Annotated in this window: 13 protein-coding genes and 1 pseudogene; 6 read left to right on the top strand and 8 right to left on the bottom strand. The window is 72.2% G+C overall.

Annotated elements, in window-relative coordinates; translation table 11 throughout:
• Positions 1-248 precede the first annotated feature (248 nt).
• Complete coding sequence (locus tag ACSMXW_RS10720; protein ID WP_485807946.1) at positions 249-4352, top strand: ABC transporter ATP-binding protein; 4104 nt, start codon at positions 249-251, stop codon at positions 4350-4352.
• Between the two features lie 93 nt (positions 4353-4445).
• Here ACSMXW_RS10720 and ACSMXW_RS10715 read toward each other — a convergent pair whose 3' ends face one another.
• Positions 4446-5279, bottom strand: a complete 834-nt coding sequence (locus tag ACSMXW_RS10715) for an SDR family oxidoreductase (protein ID WP_485807944.1) — start codon at positions 5277-5279, stop codon at positions 4446-4448.
• A gap of 211 nt (positions 5280-5490) precedes the next feature.
• On the opposite strand from ACSMXW_RS10715, the gene ACSMXW_RS10710 reads away from it, so the two are divergent.
• Entirely contained in the window at positions 5491-6696 is a 1206-nt protein-coding gene (locus tag ACSMXW_RS10710; RefSeq protein ID WP_485797927.1) for an IS110 family RNA-guided transposase, read from the top strand.
• Positions 6697-6872: 176 nt separating this feature from the next.
• Here the strand turns inward: ACSMXW_RS10710 and ACSMXW_RS10705 are convergent, their stop codons facing one another.
• Positions 6873-7712, bottom strand: coding sequence for an SDR family NAD(P)-dependent oxidoreductase (locus ACSMXW_RS10705; protein ID WP_485805581.1), 840 nt, complete (start codon positions 7710-7712; stop codon positions 6873-6875).
• A gap of 165 nt (positions 7713-7877) precedes the next feature.
• Here ACSMXW_RS10705 and ACSMXW_RS10700 point away from each other — a divergent pair, with 165 nt between their 5' ends.
• Together ACSMXW_RS10700 and ACSMXW_RS10695 are read left to right on the top strand one after the other, a co-directional pair.
• Positions 7878-8753 carry a helix-turn-helix domain-containing protein gene (locus tag ACSMXW_RS10700; RefSeq protein ID WP_485805579.1) on the top strand — a complete coding sequence of 292 codons (876 nt, stop codon included), beginning with the start codon at positions 7878-7880 and terminating at the stop codon, positions 8751-8753.
• A gap of 276 nt (positions 8754-9029) precedes the next feature.
• The gene (locus tag ACSMXW_RS10695; protein ID WP_485805577.1) at positions 9030-10463 is read left to right on the top strand and encodes a S28 family serine protease; all 1434 of its coding nucleotides are present in this window, start codon (positions 9030-9032) and stop codon (positions 10461-10463) included.
• 328 nt (positions 10464-10791) lie between these two features.
• Here ACSMXW_RS10695 and ACSMXW_RS10690 read toward each other — a convergent pair whose 3' ends face one another.
• Complete coding sequence (locus ACSMXW_RS10690) at positions 10792-10929, bottom strand: hypothetical protein (RefSeq protein WP_485805575.1); 138 nt, start codon at positions 10927-10929, stop codon at positions 10792-10794.
• 47 nt (positions 10930-10976) lie between these two features.
• Here ACSMXW_RS10690 and ACSMXW_RS10685 point away from each other — a divergent pair.
• Positions 10977-11831 (top strand): annotated as a pseudogene (locus ACSMXW_RS10685) (WD40 repeat domain-containing protein); the annotation flags it as partial.
• Positions 11832-11880: 49 nt separating this feature from the next.
• Positions 11881-12270, top strand: coding sequence for a WD40 repeat domain-containing protein (locus ACSMXW_RS10680; RefSeq protein ID WP_485805573.1), 390 nt, complete (start codon positions 11881-11883; stop codon positions 12268-12270).
• Between the two features lie 89 nt (positions 12271-12359).
• Here the strand turns inward: ACSMXW_RS10680 and ACSMXW_RS10675 are convergent, their stop codons facing one another.
• The 5 genes from ACSMXW_RS10675 to ACSMXW_RS10655 all read right to left on the bottom strand — a co-directional run bounded on the left by ACSMXW_RS10675 (position 12360) and on the right by ACSMXW_RS10655 (position 18558).
• The gene (locus ACSMXW_RS10675) at positions 12360-14237 is read right to left on the bottom strand and encodes a glycoside hydrolase family 3 protein (RefSeq protein WP_485805571.1); all 1878 of its coding nucleotides are present in this window, start codon (positions 14235-14237) and stop codon (positions 12360-12362) included.
• 148 nt (positions 14238-14385) lie between these two features.
• A complete protein-coding gene (locus ACSMXW_RS10670) occupies positions 14386-15249 on the bottom strand; it encodes a VanZ family protein (protein ID WP_485805569.1) in 864 nt (287 codons plus the stop codon).
• Between the two features lie 217 nt (positions 15250-15466).
• Positions 15467-16708 carry a PP2C family protein-serine/threonine phosphatase gene (locus ACSMXW_RS10665; protein WP_485805568.1) on the bottom strand — a complete coding sequence of 414 codons (1242 nt, stop codon included), beginning with the start codon at positions 16706-16708 and terminating at the stop codon, positions 15467-15469.
• Positions 16709-16918: 210 nt separating this feature from the next.
• Entirely contained in the window at positions 16919-17185 is a 267-nt protein-coding gene (locus ACSMXW_RS10660; RefSeq protein ID WP_485805566.1) for a hypothetical protein, read from the bottom strand.
• A 572-nt stretch (positions 17186-17757) separates the two neighbouring features.
• Positions 17758-18558, bottom strand: coding sequence for a sugar phosphate isomerase/epimerase family protein (locus tag ACSMXW_RS10655; RefSeq protein ID WP_485805564.1), 801 nt, complete (start codon positions 18556-18558; stop codon positions 17758-17760).
• Between the last annotated feature and the right edge of the window lie 146 nt (positions 18559-18704).

The raw sequence follows: 18704 nt of genomic DNA, 5'->3' as shown, positions 1-18704 counted from the left end.
GCTCGCGGGGCCGGGCCGGGGCCCGGAAGGTGTAGGGCTTCCGTCCGAGCGCGGTCCGTCCTTCGGTGTGGAAGTGTTGCGGAAGGATGAAATCCGCAGTCCGCCGCGTTGGCGCCTTCCGGAGATCGCGGTGGAGGCGTACGAGGAGGCAGCGGGTGGCGGGCACAGGCGGTGACGGCAGTCGTACGGACGGTGCCGGACGTGCGGGGAGTGCGGGCGGCGGGCGCCGGGGCGGCTGGGCCCGGCGGCTGACGGGGTACGCCCTGCGGTACCGGAGGGACGTCGTCCTCGCCCTCGGGTCCTCGCTGGCGGGCATGGCCGTGACCGCCGTCGTCCCGCTGCTCACCAAGGTGATCATCGACGATGTGATCGGCACCCACACCCGTTCCATGGCGGTCTGGGTCACCCTGTTCCTGCTCGCGGCCGTCGTCGTCTACGCCCTCACCTTCGTCCGCCGCTACTACGGCGGACGGCTCGCCCTCGACGTGCAGCACGACCTGCGCACGGAGATGTACGACACCGTCACCCGGCTGGACGGCCGCCGCCAGGACGAGCTGTCCACCGGCCAGGTGGTGGGACGGGCCACCAGCGACCTCCAGCTCATCCAGGGCCTGCTCTTCATGCTGCCGATGACGATCGGCAACGTTCTGCTCTTCGTGATCTCCCTCGTGATCATGGCCTGGCTCTCCCTGCCGCTCACGCTCGTCGCCCTCGGCGTCGCCCCCGCCCTGATGGTCATCGCCAAGCGCAGCCGCGCCCGTATGCACCCGGCCACCTGGTACGCCCAGGCCCAGGCGGCGGCCGTGGCGGGCGTGGTGGACGGCGCCGTGTCGGGGGTCAGGGTCGTCAAGGGGTTCGGGCAGGAGGAGCAGGAGACCGGCAAGCTCCGGCAGGTCGGCCGGCGGCTCTACGCGGGGCGGCTGCGCACCATCCGGCTCAACGCCACGTTCACCCCCGCCCTCCAGGCCGTGCCCGCGCTCGGGCAGGTCGCCATGCTGGCCATCGGCGGCTGGCTCGCGGTGCGCGGCGAGATCACCCTCGGCACCTTCGTCGCCTTCTCCACCTACCTGGCCCAGCTCGTCGGCCCGGTGCGGATGCTCGCCGTGGTCCTGACCATCGGCCAGCAGGCCCGGGCCGGTGTGGAACGCGTCCTGGAGCTGATCGACACCCGGCCCGCCCTCGCGGACGGCACGAAGGAGCTGCCCGCCGGCGCCGCGGCCACCGTCGAGTTCGACGACGTCTCCTTCGGCTACGGCGACGCGTCCGCCACCTCCGTGCTCGACGGCCTCTCCTTCAGCATCGCCGCGGGCGAGACGGTCGCCGTCGTCGGCGCCTCGGGCTCCGGCAAGTCCACCCTCTCGCTGCTGCTGCCGCGCTTCTACGACGTGACCCGAGGCGCCGTCCTCGTCGGCGGCCACGACGTCCGCGAGCTGACCCTCCAGTCCCTGCGCGCCGCCATCGGCCTGGTCCCCGAGGACAGCTTCCTGTTCTCCGACACGGTCCGCGCCAACATCGCGTACGGCCGTCCGGACGCCACCCAGGAGGAGGTCGAGGCCGCCGCGCGCGCCGTCCAGGCCGACGGGTTCATCCGGGCGCTGCCCGAGGGCTACGCCACCAAGGTCGGCGAGCAGGGCCTCACCCTCTCCGGCGGCCAGCGCCAGCGCATCGCGCTCGCCCGCGCGCTCCTCACCGATCCCCGGCTGCTCATCCTGGACGACGCCACCTCCGCGGTCGACGCCCGCGTGGAGCACGAGATACACGAGGCCCTGCGCGCGGTGATGGCACGCCGGTCCGGCCAGGGCGCCGGCGACCCCGCGGCCGGCCCGGCCGACCGCGCCGACGCGCGCACCACGCTGCTCATCGCCCACCGCCGCTCCACCCTCGGCCTCGCCGACCGGATCGCCGTGCTCGACGGCGGCCGGCTCGCCGACATCGGCACCCACGACGAGCTGACCGGGCGCTGCGCCCTCTACCGCCGGCTGCTGACCGACCCCGACGAGCTGGGCGGCTCCTCGGCCGGCCGGCCCTCGCCCGGCCACCGTCCCGCACCGGCCGCCGGGCCCGCCCCCGAGGCGTCCGACCGCACCGTGCGCGAAGAGCTGGACGCCGAGTTCGACGCCGAGCGGGGCATCACCCCCCGCCTGTGGACGGGCGACCGGGCGCCGAAGGACACCGCGCTCACCGGCATGCCCGCAACCCCCGAACTGCTCGCCCAGGTCGACGCGCTGCCGCCGGCCACCGACACCCCCGACGTCGACGAGGCGGCGGCCGTGCGCCCCGAGCCGTCGTACGGGCTGCGCAGGCTGCTGCGCGGGTTCCGCACACCGTTGCTGACCGGCCTGCTCATGGTCGCCGTCGACGCGGGCATGGGCCTGCTGCTGCCCGTCCTCATCCGGCACGGCATCGACCAGGGCGTCAACCGCCTCGCGCTCGGCGCCGTCTGGTCCTCGGCCGCCCTGGCGCTGGTCGCCGTCCTCGTGCAGTGGGCGGCCCAGATCGGCGAGACCCGGATGACGGGGCGCACCGGCGAGCGGGTCCTCTACACCCTGCGGCTGAAGATCTTCGCCCAGCTCCAGAGGCTCGGCCTCGACTACTACGAGCGGGAGCTGTCCGGGCGGATCATGACCCGGATGACCACGGACGTGGACGCGCTCTCCACCTTCCTCCAGACCGGCCTGGTCACCGCCTTCGTCTCGCTGCTCACCTTCTTCGGCATCATGGTCGCGCTGCTCGCCATCGACGTGCAGCTGGCCCTCGTGGTCTTCGCGACGCTGCCGCCGCTGCTCGTCGGCACGTTCTACTTCCGCAGGAAGAGCAAGAAGGCGTACGAGCTGGCCCGGGAGCGCGTCTCCGTCGTCAACGCCGACCTCCAGGAGACCGTCGCGGGGCTGCGGATCGTGCAGGCGTTCCGGCGGGAGCGGGCGGGCTCGGCGCGGTTCGCCGAACGCAGCCGTGCCTACCGGGCGGCCAGGGTGCGCGGGCAGTGGCTGATCTCGATGTACTTCCCGTTCGTCCAGCTGCTGTCGTCGGTCGCGGGGGCGCTCGTGCTGATCATCGGCGCGGGGCGGGTGGAGAACGCCACCCTGACCACCGGTGCGCTGGTCGCATACCTGCTCTACATCGATCTGTTCTTCGCGCCCGTCCAGCAGCTCTCCCAGGTCTTCGACGGTTACCAGCAGGCCACCGTCTCCCTGGGCCGCATCCAGGAGCTGCTGCGGGTGCCGACGTCCGTCGAGGCACCGGCCGCGCCCCGGGCGGTCGGCGAGCTGCGCGGCGAGATCGCCTTCGAGGACGTCGTGTTCGACTATGCCGCGAGCGCCGGGGCGGGCGGCGGCTCCGCGGACGGTGCGGTGGCCGACGGGGGCCCGGCCGGCGGTGCCGTGGCCGAGGGAGCAGCGGGCGGTGCCGTGGCCGGCGGTGCCGGGTCGGGCGGTGCCGGGTCGGGCGGTGCCGGGTCGGGCGGTGCCGGGTCGGGCGGTGCCGGGTCGGGCGGGGAGGCGGCACTGCGCGGGGTCACCCTGCGGATACCGGCCGGACAGACCGTCGCCTTCGTCGGCGAGACCGGGGCGGGCAAGTCCACCCTCGTCAAACTGGTGGCGCGGTTCTACGACCCGACGAGCGGGCGGCTCACCGTCGACGGCACGGACATACGGGAGCTGGACCTGACGGCGTACCGGCAGCGGCTCGGCGTCGTCCCGCAGGAGGCGTACCTCTTCGCCGGGACCGTGCGCGACGCCATCGCCTACGGCAGGCCCGAGGCGAGCGACGCGGAGGTGGAGGCGGCGGCCCGGGCCGTGGGCGCGCACGACATGATCGCCACGCTCGACGGTGGCTATCTCCACGAGGTCAGCGAGCGGGGGCGCAATCTCTCGGCGGGGCAGCGGCAGCTGATCGCGCTGGCGCGGGCGGAGCTCGTGGATCCGGTGATCCTGCTGCTCGACGAGGCGACGGCGGCGCTTGATCTGGCGACCGAGGCCGAGGTCAATCGGGCGACCGAGCGGCTTGCGGGGCGTCGCCGGGCCGCGGCGGCGGCCGGTTCCGCGGCGGGGGCCGGTTCCGCGGCGGGGGCCGGGTCGGCGGCGGCTCCGGCGGGGGCCGGTTCCCCGGCCGGGCCCGGTGCGCGTACCACCTTGATCGTGGCCCATCGGCTCACCACCGCCGCCCGGGCGGATCGAGTGGTGGTGATGGATCACGGTCGGGTCGTGGAGGACGGGACGCACGACGAACTCGTCGCCGCGGGTGGGCATTACGCCCGGCTCTGGTTCACGTTCCTCGGGGAGGACGCGGGCCCCGAGACGCTGGCCGTCCCGGGGCGGGGGCCTGGGCAGGAGCCGGAGTCCGTCACGGCGTGAACGTGGGCGTGCCGGCGCGTTCCCGGGGCGTCCGTGCGGCCGGTGGCCGTTGCGCGGGCTCGTCGTGGCTGGGCGCGGTCCCCCCGGGGGGCGTCACCCGTCTCGGTGCGCGAGGTGTGTGCCCCATGTCCGGGACGCCTCCACCTGTTCCTGGAGCTGAAGGGCTTTGGCTTCCGCGGCGGCGAGTGCGTCGTCACCCGCGACGAAACGCTGGGGTGGCTCCGGGAGAGCCGCCACGGTCAGGAGCGCGTGGGCGAGCTTTTCCGGGTCGCCTGCCTGTGGCCCGTTCATCGCCTGCCAGGCGGAAAGCAGATTCCGTGCGCGGCCGGCGTAGTCGTCGACGGGTGTCTGGGGCCAGGTCCCCGCCTGGAGCAGGTCGGTGCTGAAGAAACCGGGTTCCACCACGGTGGTGCGGATGCCGTAGGGAGCCACCTCGGGGTGGAGGGATTCCATCCAACCCTCCACGCCGAATTTCGAGGCGGCGTACTGGGAGTTGCCCTCTGCGCCGATAAGACCGGTGACGGAAGAGATGGTGATGACGTGACCGGCCCGCTGACGGCGCATGACCGGCAGCACGGCGCGTGTCACATTCATCGGGCCGAAGAGATTCGTCTCGATCTGCTGCCGCATGTGCTCGTACGCGATCTCCTCGAAGTAGCCGGGGTAGAACGTGCCGGCGTTGTTGACGAGTACATCGATGCGCCCGAACCGCTCAAGGGCCCCTTCCGCCGCGGCTTGTGCGTCCGCCGGGCTTGTCACATCGAGGCGGATCGTCACCAGGTTGCCGCGAGGCCCACCGAGGGCCTCCTCGACCGCATCCGGTCGTCGCCCGGTGGCCACGACCGGATGTCCCTCAGCCAGTGCGGCCCGCGCCACAGCGGCGCCGAGTCCGCGTCCGGCACCGGTGATGAGAAAAACCTTGTCCATGAGGTCGTCCCTAAGAATGGTTGGCGGTCCGGGAGGACCGGGTGTGGCTGATGAGGTGTTGCCGTTGATGGCTCGAAAGGAATGGCCGCCCGGTCCTCCGGGACGCTCCGACCACTGATTGAGAACTGCGGTCATCGCTGGTTAGGGACCTGTCGGCGGGGTGTTCTTCGGGCCACGGAGTGCTGGTCGAGAAGGACATGGAGCAACGGACTTGAGCACGCGGCAGACGCGGATATGGGTCGGTATCGATGCCGGCAAGGGCCACCACTGGGCAGTGGGGCTCGGCCTGGACGGGGAGACCCTGTTCTCGACAAAGGTGATCAACGATGAGGCCCAGATCCTGACCCTCATCGAGACCGCCCGCGAGTGGGCCGAGGATGTGCGGTGGGCGGTGGACATCTCCGGCCGGGCCTCCACGCTGCTGCTGGCCCTGCTGATCGCACACGACCAGAACGTGGTCTACGTTCCCGGGCGGACGGTCAACCGGATGTCCGGCGCTTACCAGGGCGAGGGCAAAACCGACGCCAAGGACGCACGGGTCATCGCCGATCAGGCCCGCATGCGCCCAAAGGGCTTCGCGGTCCTGGACACGCCCCCGGAACTGGTCTCCACGCTCCGGGTCCTGACGAACTGCCGGGCTGACCTGATCGCCGACCGGGTCCGGCTGATCAACCGGCTCCGTGACCTGCTGGTGGGCATCTGCCCGGCGCTGGAGCGGGCCTTCGACTACTCCGCGGCCAAAGGCCCGGTCGTCATGCTCACCGAGTACCAAACCCCCGCTGCCCTGCGAAGGATCGGCGTCAAGCGGCTGACGGCCTGGCTGGAACGCCGCAAGGTCCGCAGTGCCGGCACCGTCGCGGCCAAGGCCGTTGAGGCTGCCCAGTCCCAGCAGATCGCCCTGCCCGGCGAGAAGCGGGCCGCCAAGCTCGTCTGCGACCTCGCTCACCAGCTCCTGTCCCTGGACGAGCGGATCAAGGACAACGACCGGGAGATCCGCGAGACCTTCCGCGCCGACGACCGTGCCGAGATCATCGAGTCCATGCCTGGCATGGGTCCGATCCTGGGAGCCGAGTTCGTCGCCATCGTCAGTGACCTGTCCGGCTATCGCGACGTTGGCCGCCTCGCCTCCCACGCCGGCCTGGCCCCCGTCGCCCGGGACTCCGGCCGCCGCACCGGCAACTACCACCGGCCCAAACGCTACAACCGGCGCCTGCGGCACATCTTCTACCTGGCCGCACAGACCGCCATGATGCGGCCCGGCCCATCTCGCGACTACTACCTGCGGAAGCGATCCGAAGGGTTGATCCACACCCAAGCATTGCTTGCGCTCGCCCGACGTCGAGTCGACGTGCTGTGGGCCATGCTGCGTGACCAAAGGCTGTTCACCTCCGCCCCGCCGGTCACGCAAGCGGCTTGACTTCATCATTGAGATTCCCTTCAGACTCTCGTCGACTGCGTGAATGCGGATGAATCCGGCTCTGTACGTCATGCGAACCACCCGTCGGACAGCACGTCCGGTGATCCGCTCGTCCAGCCGATGGGTATCGGCCCGGTAGGCCCGGTAGCCCGGTAGCCCGGTAGCCCGGTCACCGGTCACGACTTCCCGCGGAGACTTTCGTGCGCATGCTCGAAATCGCGGAGTTCATCGCCGACCCGGGCAGGCGGGTGGAGCCCGCTGCCGGCCGAAGCCCCGCCGTCGACCGGCAGCGCGACGCCGTTGACGTAGGACGCCGCCGGTGAGACAAGGAACTCCGCGGCGGCCGCGATCTCATCCGGGTCGGCCCATCGGGCGAGCGGCACCTGCCTCGTGATCTCCGCGAAGGCCTCCGGGAATTCCCGCTCGAACGGAATACTCATCCCGGTATGATTCGTCGGGCCGGGACAGACGGCGTTCACCCGCACACCATAACGGCCGAGTTCGCGAGCCAGGGACTTCACCATGCCCACGGCCGCGAACTTGCTTGCCGAGTAGACGGACAGCGGGCTGTCGCCACCCAGACCGTTCGTGGACGCTGTCACGACAATTGCCGGATCCCGCGCGGCACGCAACCGCGGGAGCGCCGCCTGAACGCCGTACACCACGCCTTTCAGGTTGACGTCCACGTGCCGATTGATATCCGACTCGGTCACCGCTTCGAAAGGGGCGGCCCTGCTGACTCCAGCATTCAGCACGATTCCGTCCAGCCGCCCGAAGCGGGACACGGCGAACTCGACCAACGCCTCGTTGTCCGCCCGGGAGGACACGTCCGCCACAAAGGTCTCAAGTCCGGGTACGTCCTTCGCCGATTCCGCCAACCGGCCCCCGTTCACGTCGGAGGCCACGACTGACCAACCCCGCCGCACCAGCCGTGCCGCGGTCGCGTTCCCGATTCCACTCGAAGCCCCGGTGACGATGACGACCAAGTCTTCAGGCGATTCCACGTCATCTCCCATGAGTGCCGTTCCTCACAACTGGAGCCCCATCGGCAGCTGCCTGCCAGGGCCCTTCCACAGTGGCCCCGGGTCGTCGTGAGGAAAAGGGGAAGGTTCTTGCCTGGGAAGGATCCTGCCCCCCTCGAACACGTTCCCTGTCCGAGGGAATATGTGAGGATGGAAAGTATGAATTCGGCATCCGATTCCCGCCTCGGGGCCTTTCTCAGAGCCCGCCGGGCACAGCTCACACCGCACGAGTGCGGCCTGCCCGAGTCGGACTCCGCCCGCAAGGTCGCCGGACTGCGCCGCGAGGAGGTCGCCCAGCTCGCCGCGATCAGCGTCAACTACTACACACGGCTGGAGCAGGACCGTGTCCGGGCCTCCGCCTCGGTGCTCGCCACCCTGGCCCGCGCGCTGCGTCTCGACGACGACCAGAAGAAGTACATGTACGAACTCGCGGGCAAGTCGGATGCACGGCCGCGCCGCCGACGCACTGTACAGCGGGCAAGGCCCGCCGTGCAGCGCCTCCTGGACCAGCTCACGCAGACCCCCGCCATGGTGCTCGGCAAACGCCTGGACATCCTGGCCTGGAACCCGGCCGCCGCGGCCCTGTTCACCGACTTCTCCGCGATTGCGCCGGTCCGCCGCAACTACGTGCACCTGCTCTTCACCGACCAGGCGTTCCGGGACATGTACCTGGAGTGGGAGCGCGACGCCCGGGACGCCGTCTCCGCGCTGCGCATGGAGGCCGCGGCCGACCCCGACGACCCGGAACTCGCCCGCCTGGTCGGCGAGCTGTCCGTCCAGGACTCCGACTTCCGCACCTGGTGGGCCGAACACCGGGTCATCACCGCCGGCTACGGCGTCAAGCACTACCGACATCGCCTGGTCGGCGACCTCACGCTGGACTGCGACACGTGGACCAGCCCCGACGGCTCGGGCCAGCGCCTGATGGTTCTGACCGCCGAGCCCGGGACCCCGTCCCACGATGCCCTGCGGATCCTCACCTCGTGGACGACCGGGCAGCCGCACACCGGCCGGACGGAGGACCTGACCCCGTGACCCGGCCACCCTCCGCGGACAGCGACACCGCCCCGGCGAACTGAAGGCACGGGTTCCCGAGCAGCATCGCCGCCCCCAGGGCCCCACACGAACGAGAGATCCGGGTGCCGCGACAAACCCGCAGAGCGCTCCTTCTCACGGCGGGACCGTCTGGCGGCCGGGAGCAAGGGGCAGGAAGCAGCTTCCGAGGGCCTCTGGTGACCGGACTGGCACTCCGCTAGGTTCGCGCACGCGTTCGTGCATCCCCCGCATCGCGGGCGAACCGGAGGAGAGTGCATGCGCAAGGCTGTCAGATGGCTGCTGGCGCTCGTGGTGCTGATCGGCACCCTGGGCACGCTCGGCAGCACCGCGAGTCCGGCGGGGGCCGCCGTACCCGCCGCCGCCCAGGGCACCACCGACATCAAGGACCGGCTCCTGGCCATCCCCGGCATGAGGCTCATCGAGGAGAAGCCGTACGACGGCTACCGCTACTTCGTCCTCGCCTACACCCAGCCGGTGGACCACCGGCACCCCGACCGCGGCACGTTCCAGCAGCGTCTGACCGTCCTGCACAAGGACGTCAGCCGCCCCACCGTCTTCTACACCGGCGGCTACAACCTCTCGACCCAGCCGGGACGCGCCGAGCCGACCCGGATCGTGGACGGCAACCAGATCTCCCTGGAGTACCGGTACTTCACCCCGTCGCGGCCGAGCCCGGCCGACTGGTCCAAGCTCGACATCTGGCAGGCCGCCAGCGACCAGCACCGGATCTTCGAGGCGCTGAAGCCGGTCTACGGGCAGAAGTGGCTGGCCACCGGCGCCTCCAAGGGCGGCATGACCGCCACCTACTACGAGCGGTTCTACCCGGACGACATGGACGGCGTCGTCGCGTACGTCGCGCCGAACGACGTCGTGAACGACGAGGACTCGGCGTACGACGTGTTCTTCGAGCAGGTCGGCACCGCCGACTGCCGGAAGGCGCTGACCGCCGTGCAGCGCGAGGCGCTGCTGCGCCGTGCCCCGCTGGAGAAGATGTACGCCGACTACGCCGCCGCCAACGGCTACACCTTCAGCACCGTCGGCACCCTCGACAAGGCCTTCGAGGCGGTCGTCCTCGATGTGGCGTGGGGCTTCTGGCAGTACCACCTTCAGGCCGAGTGCGCGGCGGTGCCCGACGCCGCCACCGCCTCGGACCAGGAGCTCTTCGACTACGTGGACGACATCTCCGGCTGGTCGTTCTACACCGACCAGGGCCTTGAGCCCTACACGCCGTACTACTACCAGGCCGGTACCCAACTCGGCGCGCCCACCATCACGCTGCCGGACCTGAAGGGCCTGACCCGGTACGGCTACCAGCCGCCGCGGACCTTCGTGCCGCGGTCCATCCCGATGCGGTTCGACCCCTCGGCGATGCGCGACGTCGACACCTGGGTGCGCCGGCACGCCACGCGGATGCTCTACGTCTACGGCCAGAACGACCCCTGGGGCGCCGAACGTTTCCGACTCGGCCCCGGCGCCCGTGACTCGTACGTGTTCACGGCCCCGGGCGCGAACCACGGCGCGAACGTCGCCGGTCTCGAACCCGCGCAGAAGGCGCGGGCCACGGCCCGCATTCTGGCCTGGGCCCAGGTGGCCTCGGCGGCCGTCACCGCGGACCCGTCGGCGGCCCGGCCCCTGGCGGCCCGGGACGCCCGTCTCGACCGGACGGAACTCCGGCACGAGCCGCACTGATCCACCGCTCACCGGTTCCCGAACGGGCCGGCCCCCGGCCGCCTGTCCCTCCGAGGACAGGCGGCCGGGGAGTGCGGGGGAGGGTGTGGGGGAGTACGTGGAGGGGGCGCGGGCAGGAGCGTGCGCCGCGCGGCCCCGTCTCGCCCCCGCGCCCCCGCACGTGGGGCCCGCCGGCGGCCGGGGCCGCGGCCTGCCGCTTCCCGGCTGCGGCTGCCGCTTCCCGGCCACGGTCTGCCGGTTCCTCCCGGCCGCGGCCTGCAGGCGTCCCCGGGCGTGGCCCATCGGCCGTCGCCGGGCGTGGCCCATCGCTCGTCCCCGGACGCGGCCTCTACCGGCCGCGGCCGGTCGCTTCGAGCGCGAGGGGGGCGGCGGTGCCGGTGGCGTCGATGGTGCCCGTGGTGCCCGTGGTGCCCGTGGTGCCCGTGGTGCCGATTGTGCTGGTGGTGTCCTGCCGGGCTGCCGCCATGACCTGGTTGTCGCGTCGCATCACGGTGTCTGCGGCGGACCCGCCGGATGCGGCAGCTCGTCGGGCTGCTGACGGTGCTGCTGGTGCTCGCGGTCGGTTCGGCGGTCATGGCGGTGCGCGCCCGCAGCGAACTGGCCGGGCAGCGCGACGCGTCCCTGGCCCGCGAGGTCGCCGGGGAGGCGATGGCTCTGCGCCCGACGCGGCCGGAGCTGGCCGGCCAGCTCGCCCTGGCCGCCCACCGGTTGGCGCCCGGCGACACCACGCGGAGCGCGCTGCTCGGCAGCTCGGCCGTGGACCTGCCGCCGCACACCGGGCAGCCCGGCCACACCCAGGCCGTCTCGGCGGTGGCGTTCAGCCCGGACGGGCGCTTGGTGGCCACCGGCAGCTTCGACCGCACCGTGCGGCTGTGGGACATCGCCGACCCGCTGCACCCGGTCCCGCTGCCGGCCGTCCTCACCCACCCCGACATCGTCTCGGGCCTGGCGTTCAGCCCGGACGGACGGCACCTGGCCACCGTGGGACGGGACCGGGCCGTGCGGCTGTTCAGCCTGGCCGACCCGCGCAGGCCGAGGCTTCAGGCCCGCCTCACCGGCCACCGGGACGTGGTCTTCTCGGTGGCGTTCAGCCCCGACGGGCAGCTGCTCGCCACCGGCAGCTACGACCACACCGTCCGGCTCTGGGACGTCCACGACCCGGCCAGGGCGCGCCCGCTGGCGGTCCTCACCGGGCACCGGCTGAACGTCAGGCCGGTCGCGTTCAGCCCGGACGGCCGGGTGCTCGCCATCGGCAGCGACGACCGCACCGTCCGGCTCTGGGACATCGCCGACCCGTCCCACCCCCACACCCTCAGCGTGCTCACCGGCCACCGGGACTTCGTGAGCGCCGTCGCGTTCAGCCCGGACGGGCGTCTGGTGGCCTCCGGCAGCGACGACCACGCCATCCGCCTCTGGGATGTGCACGACCCCCGGCACCCGCGGCGGCTCGGCGGTGATCTCCGGGCACGCCGACGTCGTCACCGCCCTCGCCTTCAGCCCCGACGGCCGCCACCTGCTCAGCGGGAGCGACGACCGCACCGCGCGGATCACCGACCTCACCGATCCGCGGCGGCCGCGCCTCGTGTACGTCCTCGCCGGCCATTCGGGGGCCGTGAACGCGGTCGCCTACAGCCCCGACGGACGGCGCCTGCTCACCGGCAGCTCCGACCACACCGCCCGCCTGTGGCTGCCCTCCCTGCGCGCGGCCCGGTCCCAGATCTGCGGCCGCCCGGCCCGCCGGCCGCTCAGCCCGGCCAAGTGGCGGCACTACTTCCCGGACCTCGCGTACCGGCCGCCCTGCCGGTGAGGCTCGGCACCGGTGTTTCCCCCGGAGCCCCCGGACGAGGGGGCTCCGGGGGCTCCGGGGAGCGGTCGGCCACGGCAGCCGTACGGCCCTCAGTACGACAGCCCGTACCCGATCGGGTACAGCTCCTTCGCCGGGTCGTCCGCGCTCGGCACCGCGACCGGCAGCCGGCCGCGCGGCCGGGCGCGGCCCGCGATGACCCGGACGGCGGCGCGCAGCTCCACGTCCGTCCAGGAGTACGCGGCCAGCACCGCCTTGGCGTCCGGCACATACGCCGCGTCGTACGGGTTGCGGATGGCGAGGACGATCACCGGCACGCCGGTGTCGGCCAGGGCCTGGACCAGGGTGCGCTGGGAGCCTGACGCCGTGATGTTGTACGTGCCGACGAGCACCGCGTCCTTGCCGGCCGCCGCGGCCACCGCCTGGTCGATCACGGCCTGGGACGGGTTGCCGGACGCTCCGGTGGACAGGGCGGTCGCCTTGAAGCCCAGCTCTGTCAGGGCCCCCGCGAGCACGGTGGTGGGCGGGCCCGTGGTGCCGGACGGGGAGGCCGGGTCGGCGCCCACCACGAGGATGTCGGCGCCCGTGCGCCGGGACAGCGGCAGCACCCGCTCCTCGTTGACCAGCAACGTGGTGGTGTGCTCGGCGATCCGGTCGGCCGCGGCCAGGTGCGCCCGGGAGCCGACGGTGCGGTCCACGCCCGCCTGGGTGACGTAGGGGGCAGTGAACAGGTCCCGGCGCGCCTTGAGCCGCAGGATGCGCAGGATCGACTCGTCGAGCCGCTCCTCCGTCAGCTCGCCGCTCTTGACGGCGTCCAGGACGGCGTGCCAGGCGAGGTCCAGGTCCGGTGGGTTGAGGAGCTGGTCGACGCCCGCCTTGAGGGCCAGCACGGGCACCCGGTCGTCGCCGTACTTCTCGCGGACGCCCGCCATGCCGAGCGAGTCCGTGATCACCACGCCGTCGTAGCCCAGCTCGCCGCGGAGGATGCCCGTGAGAATGGGCTCCGAGAGGGTGGCCGGGTCGCCGGAGGCGTCCAGCGCCGGAACCATGATGTGGGCGGTCATCACGGAGTCGATGCCCGCCGCGATCGCCGCGCGGAACGGCGGCGCGTCCAGCGTGTCCCACTGCTCGCGGCTGTGCTGGATGACGGGGAAGCCGTAGTGGCTGTCGGTGGCGGTGTCGCCGTGCCCGGGGAAGTGCTTGGAGGTGCTGGCGACACCGGCGCTCTGGTACCCCTTCACCTGCGCGGCGACCAGGCCCGCCACCGCCTCCGGGTCGGCGCCGAACGAGCGCACGCCGATCACCGGGTTCGCCGGGTTCACGTTGACGTCGGCGTCCGGAGCGTAGTCCTGGCGGATGCCGAGGGCGCGCAGCTCGGTGCCGCCGATCCGGGCGGCCTCCCGGGCGTCGGAGCGCGAGCCGCCGGCGCCCAGCGCCATCGCGCCGGGCAGCAGGGTCGCCGGGGCGCCGACGCGCGCCACTATCCCGTACTCCTGGTCCGTGGCGATCAGCAGCGGCAGCCCCCGGGGCTGGGTCAGGCCGGCCCGCTGGATGCCGTTGGAGAGGTCCGCGATCTGGTGGGGGTTCTGGGTGTTGTGCGCCCAGGCGAAGTAGATGATGCCGCCGACGCGGTACGTGGCGATCAGCTCAGCGGCCGTCCTGACGCCGATCTCGTCCAGGTTGGCGTCGATGTCGGCCTGGTCGGGGTCGGTGGCCGAGGCGCCGTAGACCCGCATCACGAAGACCTGGCCGACCTTCTCCTCCAGCGTCATACCGGAGATGAGCTTCTTCAGCTCGGCGTCGTCGGGGCGGTGGGAGAACGTGCGGGGCGTGCCGCCGGCCGGGGCGGCTTCGGCCCCGGTGCCGTCGGCGGCGTGGGCGGTGCCGGTGGCGGTGGCCGCCAGTGCGGCCGCGCCCGCCGTGGCGGCGAGCAGGCTGCGTCTGGAGGGGCCGGCATGTCGGAACTGCACGTGCGCTCCTTCCCTCAGGAGGACCGGTGACCCGGAGAGCGTCGGACGGTGGTGTGTACGGCAGGCGGAAGCGAGCAAGTGGTGAAGGAAACTTACGAAGACGATCGATAGACGGAAAATTATTTTCCGTCAAGGGTTGGCGCGTGCCTCACTCCTGGACCGGGCGTTTGGTGAACGGCCGTTTGGTGAAGCGGTGCCACCAGTGGCGGCGGCGGGGGTGGACGGCGCGGCCCATCCGCCGTCCGAGGAGGAGATAGCCGACCAGCGCGCCACCGGTGTTGAGGATGACGTCGTCGATGTCGAAGGCGCGGCCGGTGACCAGCGCGCCCTGCACCAGCTCCACCAGCAGCATCACCCCCGCCGTGCCGGCCGCCACCCGTACCAGCCCCCGGGCCCTGGGGAACAGTACCGGCAGCAGCAGCCCGAACGGCACGCCCAGCACGAGGTTCCCCCCGATCTGTTTGACCGTGTTCCGGAAGCCGGGCTGGTCGACATCGGCGCGGATCGAGTCGCCCGGACGGAGGTTGCTGTGCGTCAGCGGCTCCGAGGCCGGGGAGGGCACCAGCGTCAGCTTGGCGAGCACCACCGCGAAGACGACCATCGCGGCGAACGCCACCAGCATCACGAGCGCCCGCACCACGGTCGGCACCTTGGGCGCGGCAGGGGGCTCCGCTGCGGCCTTGGAGGTCTTGGAGGCCTTGGAGGTCTTGGAGGTCTTGGCCGTCCTGGCCGTCCTGGCCGCCTCTGCGGCGGTGTCGCTCCTGCCGCCCGTCCGCGGCCGCCGTCCCCCGGCGGAGCCGGGCCCCTTCGCGGGCTCCCCGCCCCCCGCCGTCTTCCGTCCGCGCGCAGCCGTCCTCCCGCCCCGCCCCGTCGCCTTGGCCGTCTTCCCGCCGGAGGCCTTGCGGTCCTTCCCGCGGGCCGCCCCGGCGTCCTTCCGTCCGGCCGGCTTGTCGTCCTTCCGCCGGTTCGCCCTGCCGAATCCGAAACCGAACAGCTCCACTTTGCGCGCCACACGAAACCCCAAGTCCAGGGCGGCTCCCCAGACTTCGGAGTCGCCTCGCCTGTGCCCTGTCGCCTGCCACGCGGCTACCCGGGCCCCGCCGCGGCACGCGTCGGCCCCCGGCCCGTGGCCCGCGCGGCGGTCATGTGACCGGAACCGGTACGAAGGGCCGTGCGCTCCGGCACCCGGCGATCCGGGGGCGGCGAGCGGGCTGCCGTGTGCTGGCCGTTCAGGTCGGCACGGCCAGCGAATCCGCGGAGCCGCCGCGCCATTCGATGAGGAAGATCGTCGCATCGTCGCTGGTCACTCCGCCGCGCGCGAGCTTCAGCGCGTGGGAGAGCTCGCGCACCGTCGAGCGGACGCTCTCATCGCGCCGCCCGACCTCGGAGACGATGCCGACCAACTGGTCGAGGCCGAACTCCTTCTCCCCGGCGGCGTGCTCCTCGACGAGGCCGTCGGTGAAGCACAGCACGCGATCACCCTGCCGCAGCGGCTGCTCGCTCACGAGCGGTTCGCGCCCGCCGAAGCCGACCGGGAGCGTCGTACGGCCCGTGAGCTGACCGATGACGTCACCGTCCCGGATCAGCAGCGGGGCCGGGTGGCCGGCGTTGACCCACTGCAGACGGCCCGTCGCGACGTTGAGCTGCATCATCTGCGCGGTGACGAACTGCTCCGGACCGAACTGGTCGGCGATGACCTCGTCCATGAAGGAGTAGATCTCGGAGAGGCCGACGAACGCCCGGCGGGAGTGGCGGTAGGCGCCGATCGCGGCCGTGGCCATGACGGCCGCGTCGAGCCCGTGCCCCATCGCGTCGATCATGGCGGCGTGCAGAACGTCGCCGTTCAGGGCGTAGTCGAAGCTGTCACCCGCCACCTCGTAGGCGGGCTCCAGGATGCCCGCCACCTCCACCTGCGGCACCGACATGCGCAGCGGCGGCAGCAGTGACCACTGGATCTCGGCGGCCACGCTCATCGCGCCACGCCGCCTGGCCACGTTGAAGACGTCGGTGTAGCCGTTCTTCGTGACCAGCATGTCGGCGACCAGCCCGGCGAGCCGCCACAACAGCCGCCGGTCGTCGTCGTCCACCCGGTCCAGGGTGACGGCCATGACGCCGACCTGGTCGCTGCCGTCCAGGAGCGGCAGGTACATCCGCACCCCGTGCGGCTCCGGCACCTCGACGATCCGGGCCTCGATGAACGCCCTTCCCGCGTTCGTTCCGGCGATCCGCTGAGGTGGCTCCTTCACCAGCTTCCTGCCGGGGAGCGGTACGAGCAACGACTGCTCGTAGTCCTGCAACAGGACCGACACATCACGTCCGCCCGCCCGGGCGATCTCATCGGCGACAAGGGGAGCGATCAGCTCCGGCGGCATCTCGTGCGCGCGGTCCAGCAGCATCCCGAGCAGCCGCTCCCCGTAGCCCTCGGACCTGTCGGCCGGGACGTCGTGTGATCGTTCCTCCGCTTTTCCCATAACAGCAGATTCCACTATCGGGGGCAGATATCACCATGTACAGCCGCACGGTGGATCGTGAGCCGGGCGGTGCAGGGTAGGTGGCGGGTGAGGCAGGGCAGAGGCCGGGTGGGCATCGGCCCGGATCGGGTAGGCGGAGTCGACGGTGGTGCCGGCGGGGCGGGCGGGGCCAGGTCGGTCTTCCGGCCGTGGGTGCCGCAGGCCGCCGGGTCACGGCCAGATCTGCCGGGCTCCGGTCACGGGGTTTCCGGGCAGTGCGGGTTCCTGGTCCGTGGCGGGCTCCGGAGGGCGGGTGGTGTCCACGGTGAGGTGGACATGGGTGCCCGAGCCGGTGCTGCTCGTGGGGTGGCTGGATTCCTCCGTGCTCGCGAACCAGGCACGCAGCACGTGAGCCACACGCCTTGCCGTATCGGGAGACGTCGCCGTGATGCGTATCTCCGCGCAGCCGGGCTCGGGGATGACGTGCTCTTTTTCCATGATCAACCTTGTGGGTCGTGGCGCCGTTCGGCTCGCGCCCGCGTACTCGGGCCACCGCCTTGCGTTCTCGTTGATCGGCTCGGAGCCCTCTTCCAGCCACTGCCGGAGGTGGGGCCTGGCGTTGTCTCACTTGTCGAGAACGGTGCCCGATGGATAGAGACGAACATTGACTCTCGACATTTCCGACGGTACTGCGCGGCGAGGCGGGACGGATCTTTTGACCATGGACCCTCTGTAAACGGTCGGACAAGCCGCCTGGGAGCGGACCGATGCCCGATACCCGGGGCCGCGGGGTTCGCCTGTGCCCTGGGGGCCGTGGGGGCGGGGTCGCCTGGGCCCGGAAGGCCGTGGGGGTGAGGTCTCGCCTGTGCCCTGGTGGGGCGTGGGGTGGGGTCGCCTGTGCCCTGGTGGGGCGTGGGGTGGGGTCGCCTGTGCCCTGGTGGGGCGTGGGCGCCTGGCCTCGGAGGTCGTGGGTGGCTCGGGAGTGGGCAGTCCTCCGGAAACCGCCTGCCTGTGTTCGGAGGCCGGCCGCGGCCGTCGGGGACGCGGTACCGGGGCGCGGCCCGGCAGGGCTAGGCCGCCTCGGTGAGCAGGCGGGTCAGGTGGTCGCGGCCCGCGGAGAGCAGGGGTGGGAGCGGCGGTGCGCTCTCGTACCAGCGCTTCTCGTACTCCCAGCAGAGCCAGCCCTCCCAGCCCGCGCGGCTGAGCACCTCCACGCACTCGCCGAGCGGCAGAATCCCGGCGCCCAGCGGCAGCGGGGTGGTGTCCTCGGCGGAGCCGATGTCCTTGACCTGCACATAGCCGAGGTGGGGGGAGAGGGCGGCCAGGGTCTCCTGGGGCTGCTCACCGCCCAGCCAGGTGTGCATCACGTCCCACAGCGCGCCGACCCGGCCGTGCCCGACCTGCCCCAGGACACGGATGGCGTCCGCGCCGGTGCGGTGCGAGTCATGGGTCTCCAGCAGGATCCTGACGTCGCGCTCCGTGGCGTATTCGGCGGCGGTGCCCAGCCGGCGGGCCGCCGTGACGTCCGCGGCCTCGCGGGACTGCTCGGTGCCGCCGCCGGGGAAGACCCGGATGTAGGGCGCACCCAGGTCGTGGGCGAGGTCGAGCAGGGCACGGATCTCCGCGAGCACGGGCTCGTCGTCGCCGGGCGCGGCCACGCGGGCGTACCCCGCCATGCCCACGATCTCGATGCCGCGCTCCTGGAACCGGGCGACGACCTCGGACCGCTCGGCCGGACCGATGCCGGGGTGCACCGGCTCCTCGGGGTGGGCGCGCAGTTCGACGCCGTGGAAGCCGTGGTCCGCCGCAAGCCAGACCACGTCGGAGACGGGGAGTCCGGGCACGCCGAGAGTGGAGAACGCCAGTTTCATGCAGCGGACCCTATCCGCCCTGCGCCCGTGTAACCCCCCGACATCAGTCGCGTCGGTCGGTCGGCCATCAGTCGCGTCCGTCGGTCGGCGTTCCTGTCTTGGGCGGTGCCGGTCTCGGTCGGCGGTCCTGTCTTGGGCGGTGCCCG

It is taken from the genome of Streptomyces sp. DSM 116793 (assembly GCF_057320905.1).
This window is presented reverse-complemented; position numbering and strand designations above follow the sequence as displayed.

Coding starts and splice junctions, on each gene's coding strand:
- ACSMXW_RS10680 (WP_485805573.1), top strand. CDS start 11,881: ATGTGCACGACCCCCGGCACCCGCGGCGGCTCGGCGGTGATCTCCGGG.
- ACSMXW_RS10705 (WP_485805581.1), bottom strand. CDS start 7,712: ATGGGAGATGACGTGGAATCGCCTGAAGACTTGGTCGTCATCGTCACC.
- ACSMXW_RS10665 (WP_485805568.1), bottom strand. CDS start 16,708: ATGGGAAAAGCGGAGGAACGATCACACGACGTCCCGGCCGACAGGTCC.
- ACSMXW_RS10655 (WP_485805564.1), bottom strand. CDS start 18,558: ATGAAACTGGCGTTCTCCACTCTCGGCGTGCCCGGACTCCCCGTCTCC.
- ACSMXW_RS10695 (WP_485805577.1), top strand. CDS start 9,030: ATGCGCAAGGCTGTCAGATGGCTGCTGGCGCTCGTGGTGCTGATCGGC.
- ACSMXW_RS10700 (WP_485805579.1), top strand. CDS start 7,878: ATGAATTCGGCATCCGATTCCCGCCTCGGGGCCTTTCTCAGAGCCCGC.
- ACSMXW_RS10660 (WP_485805566.1), bottom strand. CDS start 17,185: ATGGAAAAAGAGCACGTCATCCCCGAGCCCGGCTGCGCGGAGATACGC.
- ACSMXW_RS10715 (WP_485807944.1), bottom strand. CDS start 5,279: ATGGACAAGGTTTTTCTCATCACCGGTGCCGGACGCGGACTCGGCGCC.
- ACSMXW_RS10690 (WP_485805575.1), bottom strand. CDS start 10,929: ATGGCGGCAGCCCGGCAGGACACCACCAGCACAATCGGCACCACGGGC.